The following is a 15050-nucleotide window of genomic DNA, read 5'->3' as shown; positions in this document are numbered from 1 at the left end:
CCCAGGTCCGGTGCTGTCGCTACGCTTTCGGTAGGAAGGAGCCGCCATGAACGATCAGCCCCAGCAGGTCGGCCGCCCCCGGCGCTCGTCCAAGCGCATTCTCGAAGAGGCTGCCGCAGAGCTTTTTCTCGAGCAGACCTACGCGCGGACCACTGTCGATGACATCGCGCAGCGAGCAGGCGTGAGCCGGAACACGTTCTTCAACTATTTCGGCTCGAAGTCCGACGTGTTGTGGGTCGACTTCGACGAGACCATCGAGCGGCTGTCGGTCGAGCTCGAGGCGTCAGGCCCGGAGAATTCGGTGATGGATGCCGTCCGCGACGCGATCGTGCGGGTCGCCGCGTCGCATCCCGACGACCGGGTGCCCTGGGCCCTCACCCAGGTGGACCTCATGGGCACACGCGACGACCTCGAGGCATCCGGTCTTCGACGGTTCATGAAGCAGGCGGAAGTGATCCGGGTCTTCCTCTCGCGCCGACTGGCCGGGAGCGAGAGCCGGCTGCAGCCCCAGGCGGTCGCGTTCGCGGTTCTTGGAGCTGCTGCGGCCGCAGCGGGGGCGTGGGCGAGTGCCGGGGTGGGTCGGCGGCCCCTCGCCGAGTACGTTGCCGAGGCCACCGGGCCCGTGTGTTCCGGCTTCGCTGCCACGCTCTGACCTCAGTCGAGGATGTGCCTGAGGTAGCGCCCCGGTGCATCGAGGTACGCCTTCCAGTTTCGAACGAGGTCGAGATCGTCCCACTGGGCGCGGTGGATGCCGTCGGCCGAGACCTCGTAAATCGTGGCGCCGGGAAGCGACGCGAGCACCGGTGAGTGGGTCGCGCAGAGGACTTGCGAGCCGTTCGCGACGAGATCCGAGAGGGCACCGATCATGGCGAGCGTCGAGTTGAACGACAGGGCGGCTTCGGGCTCGTCGAGGCAGTAGAAGCCGGGTTTTGTGAGGTACGACTCGGTGACGGCAAGGAAGGATTCACCGTGACTCATACTGTGGAAATCGTGCCCACCTGCCAGTGAACCCTGGAACGTGAAGTAGCCGTGCATCGTCTCGGCCCGGAGAAAGAAGCCCCATTTAGGAGCGCCCGCTCGCTTCACCAGTCGGATCCAGTCGGCAAGCGGCGATTCGGTCAGCTGGGTCTCGTGCGCGGAATGGATCGTTCCACCCTCAGGGCCGAGCCCATAGGCGACGGCGGCGGCTTCGACGAGGGTCGACTTGCCGCTCCCGTTCTCGCCGACGAGGAACGTGACGCCCGTCCCGAGTTCGAGCCCGGAGTCGAGAAGCTGGGCAACGGCGGGGATCGTGACGGGCCACTCGCCCGCGGGCACCTCAGCGCCTGGCATCCGCTCGATCGATCGCACGAGACGCTGGTCTGCGAACGGTTCCTGAGCGGTCATGCAGCCATTCTGGCAGCCCGGGCGCAATGCGTACTTGTTCTAGTGAAACTATAACTATAGAATCGACACATGCTCCTTCGAATCGACCCGTCGTCGCCGACACCGCTGTTCGATCAGCTTGCGGCGAGCATCCGTGGTGCCGCCATCGCCGGCGGTGTGAAAACGGGGGAGCGACTCCCCGCTGCCCGCGAACTCGCCGACTCGCTCGAACTCAATGTGCACACCGTGCTTCGTGCCTACCAACTGCTCCGCGACGAGGGTCTCGTCGACCTCCGCCGCGGCCGCGGTGCCGTCATCACCGACCGGGCCGAACGGTACTCGCAACTCAGCTCTGCCATCGAAACCGTCGTCGACCAGGCGCGGACCCTCGATATCAACCCGGACACCGTCAGCTCACTCCTCCGAGAGGCCTTCAAGAAATGACCACCGAACCCCGCTCGACCGGACGTCGCCGGCAACTTCTTCTCGGAATACTCCTCCCGATCCTTATCGCGGCCGTCGGCGCCGCCCTCGGGATCTCCTGGCTGCCCGACCTCCCGGACCCGGTCGCGATTCACTGGGGGAGTGATGGGGCCGACGGGTACGGCAGCGCCTGGACACTCATCCTCATTCCGCTCGGGATCACCGTGGTGTTCACCCTATTCACGGAGGTGCCGCTCGCCCAGTCCAGACGCCGTGGAGGACTCACGAGCAACGACAAATTCCTCATCGTCACGCGGCACTTCCTCAGCGTTCTGCTGACCGTCGGAACGATCGGATCTCTCGCGGTGCAGCGGGGTCTTCCCGACGCATCCGAAGCCCCGAACATCGGCGGGCCGATGCTTTTCGGCGCAGCGGGCGGGATCCTGCTCGCCGTGGTGGTCTGGTTCCTCCTGCCGAAGGCGGTGCCGTCGCGGTTCGACGCAGAGCCCGAGGTCGAGCCTCTCGACGTCGCGCCGACCGAGCGTGTGTATTGGGCCCAAACCGTTCGCGTGTCCGGTCCCGTGGTCGTGCTCATCTGCGCCGTCGTCGCGCTCAGTGTCGGCACGGCGATCCTCACCTCGGTCGCGACGGACGGCGGACTTCCCTTCGTCGCCTGGGTCTCGGCCTTCGTCGTTCTGGTATCGATCGGGATGTCGTTCTGGCGGGTCCGCGCCGATCGCCGCGGGTTCTCGGTTCGAGGCGCACTCGGCTGGCCCCGCGTCAGCATCCCCGCGGCGAACATCGCAGCGGTCCGGGTCATTGAGGTCGATCCCACAGCCGACTTCGGCGGCTGGGGCTGGCGCTGGGGTTCCGGGCGCCGCACCGGCATCATCATGCGACGGGGTGCAGCGATCGAAGTGACCCGCCGTGACGGGCGCCGGCTCGTCGTGACGGTGGACGACGCCGACAATGCCGCTGCTGTGCTCCAGACCGTGCGCTCGCGCGTGGCATCCTGAACCGCGAGTTGCCCGCTTTCGCGGGTGTCGAACGATGAGAACCCGCAAAACCGGGCAACTCGCGGCGGGGCGGCGTGTGAACCGCTATCCTTGAGACAACGACTGCGAACCGGCCATCACCGGGGAGTTTCCGGAAGAACAGTGGCACGAACCTGTGCCGCCCAGTAGAACCGGACGGGTCTGGCCCGTCACAGCCAATGAACGAGCGGCCGACACGTGCGGCAAGCGAGGTGGTACCGCGGATCTGATCCGCCCTCGCAGGTGAACATCGAAAACCTGCCGGGAGAAAAATGCCTTACCCCAAGTCATCCGACGACTCGCTCCAGACCGGAGCCGCGTTCGGCGTCACGTCGTCGCCCCGCTTCCCCGACATCGAGAAGGACATCCTCGAGTTCTGGAAGACCGACGCGACCTTCGAGGCATCCGTCTCGCAGCGGGAAGGCGCCGACGAGTGGGTCTTCTATGACGGGCCTCCGTTCGCGAACGGCCTGCCGCACTACGGCCACCTCCTCACCGGCTACGCCAAGGACGTGTTCCCGCGCTATCAAACCATGCGCGGCAAGCTGGTCCACCGTCGTTTCGGCTGGGACACCCACGGCCTTCCCGCCGAGCTCGAAGCGGAACGCCAGCTCGGCATCACCGACAAGAGCCAGATCGAAGAGATGGGCATCGCGGCGTTCAACGGCGCCGCCCGGGATGCCGTCCTCAAGTACACCGAGGACTGGGAGCGCTACGTCACGCGCCAGGCGCGCTGGGTCGATTTCGAGAACGACTACAAGACGCTCGACATCACCTTCATGGAGAGCGTCATCTGGGCGTTCAAGCAGCTTCACGACAAGGGTCTCGCCTACGAGGGCTACCGGGTTCTGCCGTACTGCTGGCGCGACCAGACCCCGCTGTCCAACCACGAACTGCGCATGGACGACGATGTCTACAAGATGCGCCAGGACCAGACGGTCACCGTGACGTTCCCGCTCGTCGGCATGAAGGCCGAGTCGCTCGGGCTCACCGGAGTGCGCGCCCTCGCGTGGACGACCACCCCGTGGACCCTCCCGACCAACGCCGCTCTCGCCGTCGGCCCCGAGATCGAATACGCGGTTCTCCCCGCCGGCCCGAACGGCACACCGGATGCCACGGTGCTGCGTGAGAAACACAGCGCCGGCGGAACCACCGAGGTGCTCGGCGGAGAATATCTGCTCGCCACCGCCCTCGTCGGCAACTACGCGAAGGACCTCGGCTACGAGTCCGCAGCGGATGCCGTCGCCGCGATCTCACGCACGGTTATCGGCTCCGAGCTGCAGGACGTGAACTACGACCGCCTCTTCGACTACTACTCGGATGTCGAGGAGTACGGGATGCAGAACGCGTGGCGGGTCCTCGTCGCCGACTACGTCACCCTCGAAGACGGAACCGGTATCGTCCACCAGTCGCCGGCATACGGCGAGGAGGACCAGAAGATCTGCGAGGCAGCAGGCATCCCGGTCATCATCTCGCTCGACGACGGCGGGAAGTTCCTGCCCGAGGTGACCGACGTCGCCGGCCAGCTCTGGTCGGACGCGAACAAGCCGCTCACCCAGCTCATCAAGGCCGAGGGCCGACTGCTGCGCCAGTCGAGCTACGAGCACTCGTACCCGCACTGCTGGCGCTGCCGCAACCCGCTCATCTACAAGGCGGTGTCGAGCTGGTTCATCCGTGTGCCCGAGTTCCGCGACCGCATGGTCGACCTCAACGAGCAGATCAACTGGGTTCCCGAGAACGTCAAGTACGGCCAGTTCGGCAAGTGGATCGGCAACGCCCGCGACTGGTCGATCAGCCGCAACCGGTACTGGGGTTCGCCGATCCCGGTCTGGAAGAGCGACAACCCCGAGTACCCCCGCATCGACGTGTACGGGTCTCTCGACGAACTCGAGCAGGACTTCGGTGTTCGCCCGACCGACCTGCACCGCCCGTTCATCGACGAGCTCACACGCCCAAACCCCGATGACCCGACCGGGCAGTCGACGATGCGCCGCATCACCGACGTGCTCGACGTCTGGTTCGACTCCGGGTCGATGCCCTTCGCTCAGGTGCACTACCCGTTCGAGAACCGTGAGTGGTTCGACTCGCACAACCCCGCCGACTTCATCGTCGAGTACATCGGCCAGACCCGTGGCTGGTTCTACACCCTCCACGTGCTGTCGACCGCGCTGTTCGACCGCCCCGCGTTCAAGAACGTGGTCAGCCACGGCATTGTCCTCGGCAGCGACGGCCAGAAGATGTCGAAGTCGCTCCGCAACTACCCCGACGTCAACGAGGTCTTCGACCGCGACGGGTCGGATGCCATGCGCTGGTTCCTCATGTCGAGTTCCGTCCTTCGCGGCGGCAACCTCGTCGTCACTGAGGAGGGCATCCGTGAGGGCGTGCGGCAGATGCTGCTCCCGCTCTGGAACACGTGGTACTTCTTCAGCCTGTACGCCAACACGGCCAGGGAGGGCGGATACGACGCACAGCGCCGCACCGACTCGTCTGACGTGCTCGACCGCTACATCCTCGCCAAGAGCCGGGTCATGCTCACCGACGTCACCGCGCACCTCGACAACCTCGACTCCACGCTCGCAGCGGCAACCCTGCGCGACTTCGCCGACGTCCTGACCAACTGGTACGTTCGCCGCTCGCGCGACCGGTTCTGGGTTGGCGTCTCCGACGACGGCAGCGGTACCGAGGCGTTCGACACTCTCTACACGGTGCTCGAAACGCTCACGCGCGCCGCAGCGCCCCTTCTCCCGCTCGTCTCCGAGAAAATCTGGAAGGACCTCACCGGAGGGCGCAGCATCCACCTGGCCGACTGGCCAGACGCAGCCGAGCTGCCCGAGGACGACGTTCTCGTGACCGCGATGGACTCCATCCGCGTGATCAGCTCGACCGTGTTGTCGCTGCGCAAGCAGGCGGGCAAACGCGTGCGCCTTCCGCTGGCGAGTCTCACCGTCGTCGCACCGGACCCGGCGATCCTCGAACCGTTCTCCGACATCCTTCGCGACGAACTCAACGTCAAGGAAGTCCGGTTCGTGCAGTTCGCCGAATCGAGCGCCGCGGACTACGGCATCACCTCTCGGCTCACCGTTAATGCCCGCGCGGCAGGCCCGCGCCTCGGCAAGACCGTGCAGACCGCGATCAAGGCAGCTCGCTCCGGCGACTGGAGCGAAGAGAACGGCGTCGTCGTCGCCGGCGGCATCGCGCTCGAGGCGGGGGAGTACGACCTCGTGCTCGAGACTGCATCCGACGCGTCGACCGACTCCGCACTCGCACTCCTCGCTGGCGGCGGATTCGTGCTGCTCGACACCGCGACCACCCCGGCACTCGAAGCGGAGGGCCTCGCCCGCGACGTCGTTCGTTCGGTCCAGGACACCCGCAAGGCGGCAGGCTTCGACGTGAGCGATCGGATCGCTCTCGGACTCGTCTTCGCCGACCCGGGCGATGCGGATGCCATCTCCTTCGTCACCGAGGTCGACATCGCCGCCGAGACCCTCGCGACCACCTCCTCCATCCACGTCCTCGACGAGGTGCCTGAGGCATCCCGTGTCGGCACGCCCGCCGAATGGCTTCCCGGCCTGCTCGGCGGCGACGTGGAGTTCTACCAGGAGTTCCAGCCAAACGCTTTCGCCAACGCCGGAGCCTTCACCGTGGCCGTCCGTCGCGCTACCAGGAGCATCAATGTCTGACAGGGACGAGATTTACGACGAATTCGCTGAGCAGGGCCGTGCGGTGTACGAAGCATTGCTGGCCCGCACCGGGGAGGCGGCGCCACAGCCGCGGCTCGAGCCGACCCGGCGTGCGCTCGATCTGCTGGGGGACCCGCAGCGGGCGTACCCGATCATCCAGCTCGCCGGCACCAACGGCAAGACCAGCACCAGCAGGATGATCGAGGGAATCCTCCGGGGCTACGGACTCCGCACAGGCCTGTTCACGAGCCCTCACCTGGTCTCGTTCAACGAGCGGATCGTCGTCGATGGCGAACCGATCTCCAATGAGACCCTCGTGCGGAACTGGGAAGACATCCAGCCCTACCTCAACATGGTGGATCTGGAGCTCGAGGAGGCCGGTGAGCCGACGCTGACCTTCTTCGAGGTGCTCACCGTCCTCGGTTTCGCCGTGTTCGCCGACGCCCCGGTCGACGTGGCCGTCGTCGAAGTGGGTATGGGCGGCGAGTGGGATTCCACCAATGTCGCCGACGCTGCAATCGCCGTGTTCACGCCGATCGACCTCGACCACACCAACCGGCTCGGTACGACCATCGCCGAGATCGCCCGCACCAAATCGGGGATCATCAAGCCGGCGGCCACGGTCGTGACGGCGGCGCAACATCCGGATGCCATGGCGCAACTGAAAAACGCCGCCGAGCTGTCCGAAGCACCCATGGTGATTCAGGATGTCGACTTCGCCCTCACGAGCGATGTGGTCGCGGTCGGCGGCCAGGTGATCAGCGTCCGCGGCCGCGCCGGCGAGTACACCGATCTCTACCTACCGCTCTACGGCGACCACCAGGGGCAGAACGCCGCCGTCGCCGTTGCGACGGTCGAGACCTTCCTCGGCAACGGGATGCAGCGCCTCTCGACCGATCCGCTCACCGAAGGCCTCACCGAGGTGGAGTCACCGGGCCGACTGCAGCTCGTCGGCATCGAGCCGACGGTGCTCGTGGACGCCGCCCACAACCCGCACGGTGCTCGCTCCCTCGAAGCAGCCCTCGGCAAGTACTTCGACTTCCGCGAGATCGTGTTCGTGCTCGGGGTTCTCGGTGACAAGGATGCCGAGGGAATCCTCGAGGTCCTCGCACCGCTCGCAGCGCGCATCCACCTCACCGCCTCCACATCGACGCGCTCCGTCCCGGTCGACGAACTCACCGACCGCGCCCGCGCGACAATCGACCCGCGCCTCGTGCACAGCTTCGACAGCATCGAGGACGCCGTCTTCGAAGCGCGGGAGTGGGCAAACGAGGGCGAGTCACGGCTCGTCGTCGTCACCGGATCCGTCGTTCTTGCCGGCGAAGTCGTCGTGATGGCTGAAGAGAACGGGTGGAAGAAATGAGGGGCGGCAATCGCGGGGTCCGCCAGTCGCTCGCCTCGATCGTCCTCGCCTTCGAACTCATCGTCGTCTTCCTCGCTGCGCTCGTGGCCTGGGGACTCAAGGTGCAGCCCGGCCCGGTTGCGCTCATCGGCGGCGGCGTCATCTGTCTCGCGATCGTCGCGACGCTGGCCCTGCTCCGTTACGACTGGGCGTTCGTCGTCGGCTGGGTGCTGCAAGGCGTTATCGTTGCCACGGGCATCTTCGTGCCGGCGATGTGGATCGTCGGACTCGTCTTCGCGGGCATGTGGGTGTACAGCATGGTCGTCGGCGGTCGCATCGATCGCCAGAAATCTGCCGCACAGGGAATGGAAAGTTAGAACATGGTTGAAGAAACACTCGTCCTGATCAAGCCCGATGGCGTCGCACGCAGCCTGACCGGGGAGATCCTCCGCCGGATCGAGGCCAAGGGATACTCGCTCGTCGACATCCGCATGGTCCAGCCCGAGCGTGACATCCTCGCCGAGCACTACGCCGAGCACGAGGGCAAGCCGTTCTACGAGCCCCTCGTCGAGTTCATGCTCTCCGGCCCGATCGTCGCCATCCGCGTCGCCGGTGACCGCGTGATCGAAGGATTCCGGATGCTGTCAGGCACCACGGACCCGACCCTCGCCGCGCCCGGCACGATCCGTGGCGACTTCGGCCGCGACTGGGGCCTCAAGGTTCAGCAGAACCTCGTTCACGGCTCAGACAGCCCCGAGTCCGCAGCGCGCGAACTCGCGCTCTGGTTCGCGTAACCCGTCTGCATTTCGCTCGCGGCGGCATCCTGAGTTTCTCGGGGTGCCGCCGTTTTCGCGTTCATCCGCCGGTTTTCGCGTTTCAAGGGACGCAAACCGCTGTTCTCCGCCGGAATGGGAGCAGTTTGCGTCCCTCGAACGGATGGTCAGAGCGTTGCGAGCACGTCGAGCCGCAGCTGGGCGAGCACGGCGATGACGACGTAGCAGCCGAACGTCAGCACGACGATCCAGCCGGAGAGGACGCGAGCGGCTGAACGGATGCTCCGCGGCGCCGGCAGGATTCCGTGGGCCAGGTTCCTGAGGGTGACCGCCCAGAACAGGGGAATCGTCACAGCCCACGTGACCATGCACCACGGGCAAAGGGTGCCGAGCACGAAGATGCTCTGCGAGATGAGCCAGAGCACGAACGCGAAGGCAGCGGTCACGCCGAGCTGGAACAGCAGCAGGAACCACCGGTCGAAGCGTGCGCCAGCCAGGAGTGCTCCTCCGACCATGATCGGCGCGACCCACCCGGATAGACCGAGGACCGGATTCGGGAACCCGAACACAGCTCCCTGCCACGACGAGAGGTTCGCTGCGCACTGGACCAGCACGCTGTAGTCGCACGAGAGCGCCGCACCGGGGGACTCGAGGGAGACGAACTTCTCCATGGTCAGCGCGAAGGCGGCGATCCAGCCGATCGTTCCGGCGACGAGAAGAAAGAGCGCGAAGCCGACCGGACGGCGGGAAATCTCGGGCTGGCTCACCCCTCGGATTATGCCACGGGGTTACGGATCGCTCGCGTCGAGCGCACGGGGAGTGGCCGGTCCGTGCGATAATGACAGGACGAGGACAGGGCCGCGCCCTGGACCCGTACAACGAAAGGCTTATCGGGTCAGCGGTCGTAACGAAACGATCAGGACCCGGTGTTCGACGGAAGAAGTTTCGTCGGTCAGCACGACCGACAGAGAAGGTGTGGGGCTAGAGCCAGAGGGCCGGCACCACGCAGACAGAATTTGCGGGGGGAACGCGCAAGCGGCCCACCGCTCGATATTTCCCGTAAGGGCGGCGCGGTTCGCCCCGCCGGATGAGGAGTCCACCAGTAATGGTGAATAAAAATTCAGACAGCACACTCGACCAGCCGACCGACGCACACGCGGAGGAGACAGCGGCACTGAACGACGGCGCCCAGGCAACCGAGCCGCAGGAAGAGACGACAGAGTCGTCCGAGAGCGCTGAAAGCGCAACGGCGGATGCCACGGCACCGTCGGTGCCAGCAGCGCCCGTTTTCACCGGTGCACCGACGACCGCGTTGTTCTTCCAGGCGCCAGACGTCAAACCGTTGCCGCCCCGCCCCAGTGACGACTTCGACGACGATGACGACGATGACGACGAACAGTCCACCGTTCGCCGTCGTGCACGCCGCCGTTCGAACGACGACAGGAGAGGTGGCCAGAACGACCCGGCCAACACCGTCGTCAAGGTGCGCCAGCCCCGCGAACCGCGCGAGGTCGAGCAGATCACCGAGCCGCAGCGCATCAAGGGGTCGACTCGCCTCGAGGCCAAGAAGCAGCGCCGCCGTGACGGTCGTGACGCCGGCCGTCGTCGTCCCGTCGTCACCGAGGCCGAGTTCCTGGCGCGCCGCGAGTCCGTCGACCGCAAGATGGTCGTCCGCTCGAAGAACGGCCGCATCCAGATCGGTGTCCTCGAGGACGGCGTTCTCGTCGAGCACTACGTCGCCCGCAACCAGGAAGCGTCGCTCATCGGCAACGTGTACCTCGGCCGGGTACAGAACGTGCTGCCGAGCATGGAAGCCGCGTTCGTCGACATCGGCCGTGGCCGCAACGCCGTTCTCTACTCCGGCGAGGTCGACTGGGATGCCGCGGAAACCGGCAACCAGCCGCGCCGGATCGAACTGGCGCTCAAGCCGGGCGACCGCGTACTCGTGCAGGTCACCAAGGACCCGATCGGTCACAAGGGCGCACGACTCACGAGCCAGGTCTCTCTCCCGGGTCGCTACCTCGTCTACGTTCCCAACGGATCGATGAACGGTATCTCCCGCAAGCTCCCGGACACCGAGCGTGCCCGCCTGAAGAAGATCCTCAAGGATGTTCTCCCCGACAACGTCGGCGTCATTGTGCGCACGGCTGCCGAGGGTGCAACCGAAGAGCAGCTCACGCTCGACGTGAACCGTCTCATCAGCCAGTGGGCAGAGATCTCCCGCCAGGTCGAGAGCGTCCAGGCCCCGGCACTGCTGCACTCGGAGCCCGACCTGCTCATCAAGATCGTCCGGGATGTCTTCAACGAGGACTTCCAGAAGATGCTCATCGCCGGTGACGACGCCCAGGAAGTCATCGAAAGCTACCTCCGCGGTGTCGCACCGGATCTCCTCGAGCGCGTCGAGCGCTACGAGGGAACCAAGGATGCCTTCGACGAGTACCGGATCACCGAGCAGATCGAGAAGGCGCTCGACCGCAAGGTCTGGCTCCCGTCCGGTGGCTCGCTCGTGATCGACCGCACCGAGGCGATGACCGTCGTCGACGTCAACACCGGCAAGTTCGTCGGTTCGGGTGGAAACCTCGAAGAGACCGTCACGAAGAACAACCTCGAATCCGCCGAAGAGATCGTTCGCCAGCTCCGGCTCCGTGACATCGGCGGCATCATCGTCGTCGACTTCATCGACATGGTCCTCGAGTCCAACCGTGACCTCGTGCTCCGCCGTCTGATCGAATGTCTCAGCCGTGACCGGACCAAGCACCAGGTCGCCGAGGTCACGTCGCTCGGACTGGTTCAGATGACCCGAAAGAAGCTCGGCCTCGGCCTGCTCGAGTCGTTCAGTGAGCCATGTGACGTCTGTGCCGGTCGCGGCGTGGTCGTTCACCACGACCCGATCGTCAAGCACCGCCAGAGCCCGCAGCCGGAGACCAAACGCCGGGGCAAAGGCTCGAACGGTAGCAACGACCGCAACTCCGGCGGAAACGGGAACGGCAACAGTGGCGGCAACGGCAGCTCCGCGCCGAAGGCTGCGACACACGCCATCACCGACGACGCGAAGAATGCCCTCGCGAAGATCGCGGCATCGACCATCGCGCACCACACCGACGAGGAAGCCGCCGTAGAAGCGCCGGCAGCCGAGGCGCAGGAGCGACGGAACGAACCCCGCACCGAGCGGAACGACCAGCGCAGTGAGCGCAACGAACCGCGCGGTGACCGTAACGAGCAGCGTGGCGACCGTACCGAGCAGCGCAACGAGCCTCGCGGCGAGCGGAACGAGTCGCGCAACGAGCCTCGCGGCGAGCGGAACGAGTCACGCAACGAGTCACGCAGCGAGCGGAACGAGCGCAGGAACGGCCGTGGACGCGGGCAGAAGCAGCAGCAGGAAGCTGAGCAGACACCAGTGGCAGAGCCCGTTGAGGCTGCACAGGCTCCCGTAACGGCCGACGCTCCGTCTCTCGCCATCCTCGACATCCCGATCGAGCCCGCTCGCCAGCAGCACCGGGTCGACGCTCGCGCCGCCGAGGATCTGCTCGGTTCCGTGCTCGACGCACTGCCGGAGCCGAAGGAGCCAGGAAAGGGCCGTGCCCGTCGCCGCCGTGTGACGACCGCAGCCCTCACCGGCACCCCGGTCGCGCACGAGGCTGACCCCGCTACCGCGCAGAGCGAGTAGAACGTCTAGGAACGGCGGCTGTCCCCGTGGGGCAGTCGCCGTTCTGCACGTTCGCGGGCGGTGATTCTGAGCCCGCTGCCGATCAGCCGGCGAACGAGCTCATGTCCGTTCACGGGCACCGCTCCGGTGGCGACGAGATCGTCGTAGCGTGAAGCCGGAACGTCGTAGTGGTCGAGGTCGAAGCTGCGTCGTGGGATCTCGTTTCCGGCCGCGAAGCGGTGGAGTTCATCGAGCGACACGTCACTGATCAGGTGACTCCAGAGCGTGTCGTGGGCAGGCCAGCGCGGAGGATCGATGAGGATGGCCATGGGAGAATTCTAGGAAGCCGCGACACGGCATCCGTTGCATTTGTGGGATTGGGTGCGATGAAGTAAAGTTTCCTGTTGGTGCACGTTGGCTTATCACCCGTTTGCCCATGGTTTTCTGTCAGCTTGACCTCCCTTCCCGCTGGGGTCTACCGCACAGTGAATTTTCCTTTGACAGATTGAGCTCGGAGCGAATGAGCTCCCCAGAGAAGTAGGTACGAGAAGTGGTTTACGCAGTAGTGCGCGCCGGTGGTCGGCAGGAAAAGGTCGAGGTCGGCACCATCGTGACGATGGACCGGGTCAAGAACATCAAGAACGGCAAGGTCGAACTGGCCGCTGTTCTGCTCGTCGACGGTGACAACATCACCACCGACCAGGACGCTCTTGCCAAGGTCAAGGTCACCGCTGAGTTCCTGGAGAACCTCCGCGGCCCCAAGATCCACATCCAGAAGTTCAAGAACAAGACCGGTTACAAGAAGCGTCAGGGGCACCGTCAGGAGCTCACGCGCGTCAAGATCACCGGCATCAAGTAAAGCCTGAGGGAGAACAGACATGGCACACAAAAAGGGCGCGAGTTCCACTCGCAACGGTCGTGACTCGAACGCACAGCGCCTCGGCGTGAAGCGCTTCGGTGGTCAGGTCGTCTCTGCTGGCGAGATCATCGTCCGCCAGCGCGGCACCCACTTCCACCCCGGCGTCAACGTCGGACGCGGTGGAGATGACACTCTCTTCGCTCTCTCGGCCGGTTCGGTTGAGTTCGGTGCAAAGGGCGGCCGCAAGGTCATCAACATTGTGACGGCAGCCGCCGAATAGGCATCCGTTGGTTTCATCTCAGGGGCGAGCTTCGGCTCGTCCCTGAGTTGTTTATACAGCGATTTTCATGAAGTACAAGGTAATTGGAGGGCTCTCGTGGCCACATTCGTCGATCAGGTGACATTGCACCTGCGTGCTGGAAACGGCGGTAACGGATGTGTTTCGGTGCGCCGCGAGAAATTCAAGCCGCTCGCTGGACCCGATGGCGGAAACGGCGGCAACGGTGGCGACATCGTCCTCGTCTCCGACGCACAGGTCACTACGCTCCTCAACTACCACCGCTCGCCCCACCGCAGCTCGCAGAACGGTGGCCCGGGTATGGGCGACCACCGCAGCGGAACCACCGGTGAAGAACTCGAACTCCCCGTACCCGTCGGCACCGTGGTCAAGGACCCGGACGGCACCGAGCTGGTCGACTTCAACGAACCCGGAATGCGCTTCGTCGTTGCCCAGGGTGGCCAGGGCGGACTGGGCAACGCTGCCCTGTCCAGCACCAAGCGCAAGGCACCGGGATTCGCGCTGCTCGGAACGCTCGGCTGGGAAGGCTCCGTCACCCTCGAGCTCAAGGTCGTCGCAGACGTTGCCCTCGTCGGTTACCCGTCAGCGGGCAAGTCGAGCCTCATCGCCGCGATGTCCGCAGCGAAGCCGAAGATCGCCGACTACCCGTTCACCACGCTGCACCCGAACCTCGGTGTCGTGCAGGCCGGCGACAACCGGTACACGGTCGCCGACGTTCCGGGACTCATCGAGGGCGCCAGTGAGGGCAAGGGACTCGGTCTCGAGTTCCTCCGCCACGTCGAGCGTTGCTCGGCGCTCGTGCACGTTCTCGACTGCGCGACGCTCGAGCCGGGTCGCGACCCGCTCAGCGACCTCGACATCATCCTCGGTGAGCTCGGCGCGTACCCCGTTCCCGAAGGGCAGCTGCCGCTGCTCGAGCGCCCGCAGTTCATCGCGCTCAACAAGATCGACGTTCCCGAAGCACGTGACCTCGCCGACATGGTGAAGCCCGAGCTCGAAGCGCGCGGCTACCGCGTGTTCGAGATCTCCACGGTCAGCCACGAAGGCATGCGCCAGCTCTCCTACGCCCTGGGCGACCTCGTCGCCACCGAGCGTGAGGCCCGCCGGATCGAAGCAGCTGAGAGGCCGCGCATCGTCATCCGCCCGAAGCCCGTCGACGAATCCAAGTTCACCGTTCTCGTCGAGGGCGGCAGCTTCGGAAACATCTACCGCGTCATGGGTGCCAAGCCCGAGCGCTGGGTTCAGCAGACCGACTTCACCAACGAAGAGGCCATCGGCTTCCTCGCCGACAGGCTTGCCAAGCTCGGCGTCGAAGACGGACTGTTCAAGGCGGGTGCCGTCGGCGGATCCACGGTCATCATCGGCCGCGACAACGGCGTTGTCTTCGACTGGGAGCCCACGCTCACCTCATCGGCCGAGCTCATCACCACCCCGCGTGGTCTTGACGCCCGACTCGACGCCAACAACCGGCCGACCCGTAACCAGCGCCGTGAAGAGTACTTCGAGCGCATGGACGCGAAGACCGAAGCTCGTGCCGAACTCGTGCGTGAGCGCGAGGCCGGTATGTGGCGCGACCAGTACGAGGCCGACGAGCAGGCTGCTGCAGCAGGCGCGGACGAGGACAAGTAGG

Annotated in this window: 14 protein-coding genes; 11 read left to right on the top strand and 3 right to left on the bottom strand. The window is 65.5% G+C overall.

Going from position 1 to position 15050, the window contains the following annotated elements:
* Window positions 1–46: 46 nt before the first annotated feature.
* Window positions 47–652, top strand: a complete 606-nt coding sequence (locus tag ACWA1Q_RS08295; protein WP_463756568.1) for a TetR family transcriptional regulator — start codon at window positions 47–49, stop codon at window positions 650–652.
* A 2-nt stretch (window positions 653–654) separates the two neighbouring features.
* Here ACWA1Q_RS08295 and ACWA1Q_RS08290 read toward each other — a convergent pair whose 3' ends face one another.
* The gene (locus tag ACWA1Q_RS08290) at window positions 655–1386 is read right to left on the bottom strand and encodes an AAA family ATPase (RefSeq protein ID WP_463756567.1); all 732 of its coding nucleotides are present in this window, start codon (window positions 1384–1386) and stop codon (window positions 655–657) included.
* Window positions 1387–1455: 69 nt separating this feature from the next.
* On the opposite strand from ACWA1Q_RS08290, the gene ACWA1Q_RS08285 reads away from it, so the two are divergent.
* The 6 genes from ACWA1Q_RS08285 to ndk all read left to right on the top strand — a co-directional run bounded on the left by ACWA1Q_RS08285 (window position 1456) and on the right by ndk (window position 8638).
* Window positions 1456–1809 carry a GntR family transcriptional regulator gene (locus ACWA1Q_RS08285; RefSeq protein ID WP_463756565.1) on the top strand — a complete coding sequence of 118 codons (354 nt, stop codon included), beginning with the start codon at window positions 1456–1458 and terminating at the stop codon, window positions 1807–1809.
* Window positions 1806–2804: a DUF1648 domain-containing protein gene (locus tag ACWA1Q_RS08280; RefSeq protein ID WP_463756564.1), complete on the top strand. Its 999-nt coding sequence runs from the start codon at window positions 1806–1808 to the stop codon at window positions 2802–2804. Before ACWA1Q_RS08285 ends, ACWA1Q_RS08280 begins: the two co-directional genes overlap by 4 nt.
* A 290-nt stretch (window positions 2805–3094) precedes the next feature.
* Window positions 3095–6502, top strand: coding sequence for an isoleucine--tRNA ligase (ileS, locus tag ACWA1Q_RS08275; RefSeq protein ID WP_463756562.1), 3408 nt, complete (start codon window positions 3095–3097; stop codon window positions 6500–6502).
* On the top strand, window positions 6495–7865 hold the full coding sequence (locus tag ACWA1Q_RS08270) for a bifunctional folylpolyglutamate synthase/dihydrofolate synthase (RefSeq protein ID WP_463756561.1): 1371 nt from the start codon (window positions 6495–6497) through the stop codon (window positions 7863–7865). The genes ileS and ACWA1Q_RS08270 overlap by 8 nt, the downstream gene beginning before the upstream one ends.
* A complete protein-coding gene (locus ACWA1Q_RS08265; protein WP_463760817.1) occupies window positions 7862–8221 on the top strand; it encodes a DUF4233 domain-containing protein in 360 nt (119 codons plus the stop codon). Before ACWA1Q_RS08270 ends, ACWA1Q_RS08265 begins: the two co-directional genes overlap by 4 nt.
* Window positions 8222–8224: 3 nt before the next feature.
* Window positions 8225–8638 (top strand): nucleoside-diphosphate kinase, encoded by a 414-nt coding sequence (ndk, locus tag ACWA1Q_RS08260; RefSeq protein ID WP_463756559.1) that lies wholly within the window; start codon window positions 8225–8227, stop codon window positions 8636–8638.
* Between the two features lie 146 nt (window positions 8639–8784).
* Here ndk and ACWA1Q_RS08255 read toward each other — a convergent pair whose 3' ends face one another.
* Window positions 8785–9384 (bottom strand): vitamin K epoxide reductase family protein, encoded by a 600-nt coding sequence (locus ACWA1Q_RS08255; protein WP_463756558.1) that lies wholly within the window; start codon window positions 9382–9384, stop codon window positions 8785–8787.
* Between the two features lie 338 nt (window positions 9385–9722).
* On the opposite strand from ACWA1Q_RS08255, the gene ACWA1Q_RS08250 reads away from it, so the two are divergent.
* On the top strand, window positions 9723–12284 hold the full coding sequence (locus tag ACWA1Q_RS08250; RefSeq protein ID WP_463756557.1) for an Rne/Rng family ribonuclease: 2562 nt from the start codon (window positions 9723–9725) through the stop codon (window positions 12282–12284).
* 5 nt (window positions 12285–12289) lie between these two features.
* On the opposite strand, the gene ACWA1Q_RS08245 is transcribed toward ACWA1Q_RS08250, so the two are convergent.
* Window positions 12290–12592, bottom strand: a complete 303-nt coding sequence (locus tag ACWA1Q_RS08245; RefSeq protein ID WP_463756555.1) for a DUF4031 domain-containing protein — start codon at window positions 12590–12592, stop codon at window positions 12290–12292.
* Between the two features lie 221 nt (window positions 12593–12813).
* On the opposite strand from ACWA1Q_RS08245, the gene rplU reads away from it, so the two are divergent.
* The 3 genes from rplU (at window position 12814) to obgE (ending at window position 15049) form a co-directional block, all read left to right on the top strand.
* Window positions 12814–13122, top strand: a complete 309-nt coding sequence (rplU, locus tag ACWA1Q_RS08240; protein ID WP_121672711.1) for a 50S ribosomal protein L21 — start codon at window positions 12814–12816, stop codon at window positions 13120–13122.
* A gap of 19 nt (window positions 13123–13141) precedes the next feature.
* Window positions 13142–13402, top strand: a complete 261-nt coding sequence (gene rpmA, locus ACWA1Q_RS08235) for a 50S ribosomal protein L27 (RefSeq protein ID WP_121672712.1) — start codon at window positions 13142–13144, stop codon at window positions 13400–13402.
* Between the two features lie 96 nt (window positions 13403–13498).
* The gene (gene obgE, locus ACWA1Q_RS08230) at window positions 13499–15049 is read left to right on the top strand and encodes a GTPase ObgE (protein ID WP_463756554.1); all 1551 of its coding nucleotides are present in this window, start codon (window positions 13499–13501) and stop codon (window positions 15047–15049) included.
* The last annotated feature ends 1 nt before the right edge of the window (window position 15050 follow it).

This window comes from Mycetocola sp. TRD_SC_2 (assembly GCF_055361225.1).
The sequence above is the reverse complement of the archived record's forward strand: the minus strand, read 5'-3'. Positions and strand labels throughout refer to the sequence as shown.

Bases quoted from the DNA above. Each gene is read 5' to 3' on its own strand.
- ACWA1Q_RS08295 (WP_463756568.1), top strand. From the start codon at position 47: ATGAACGATCAGCCCCAGCAGGTCGGCCGCCCCCGGCGCTCGTCCAAG.
- ACWA1Q_RS08290 (WP_463756567.1), bottom strand. From the start codon at position 1,386: ATGACCGCTCAGGAACCGTTCGCAGACCAGCGTCTCGTGCGATCGATC.
- ACWA1Q_RS08285 (WP_463756565.1), top strand. From the start codon at position 1,456: ATGCTCCTTCGAATCGACCCGTCGTCGCCGACACCGCTGTTCGATCAG.
- ACWA1Q_RS08280 (WP_463756564.1), top strand. From the start codon at position 1,806: ATGACCACCGAACCCCGCTCGACCGGACGTCGCCGGCAACTTCTTCTC.
- ileS (WP_463756562.1), top strand. From the start codon at position 3,095: ATGCCTTACCCCAAGTCATCCGACGACTCGCTCCAGACCGGAGCCGCG.
- ACWA1Q_RS08270 (WP_463756561.1), top strand. From the start codon at position 6,495: ATGTCTGACAGGGACGAGATTTACGACGAATTCGCTGAGCAGGGCCGT.
- ACWA1Q_RS08265 (WP_463760817.1), top strand. From the start codon at position 7,862: ATGAGGGGCGGCAATCGCGGGGTCCGCCAGTCGCTCGCCTCGATCGTC.
- ndk (WP_463756559.1), top strand. From the start codon at position 8,225: ATGGTTGAAGAAACACTCGTCCTGATCAAGCCCGATGGCGTCGCACGC.
- ACWA1Q_RS08250 (WP_463756557.1), top strand. From the start codon at position 9,723: ATGGTGAATAAAAATTCAGACAGCACACTCGACCAGCCGACCGACGCA.
- ACWA1Q_RS08245 (WP_463756555.1), bottom strand. From the start codon at position 12,592: ATGGCCATCCTCATCGATCCTCCGCGCTGGCCTGCCCACGACACGCTC.
- rpmA (WP_121672712.1), top strand. From the start codon at position 13,142: ATGGCACACAAAAAGGGCGCGAGTTCCACTCGCAACGGTCGTGACTCG.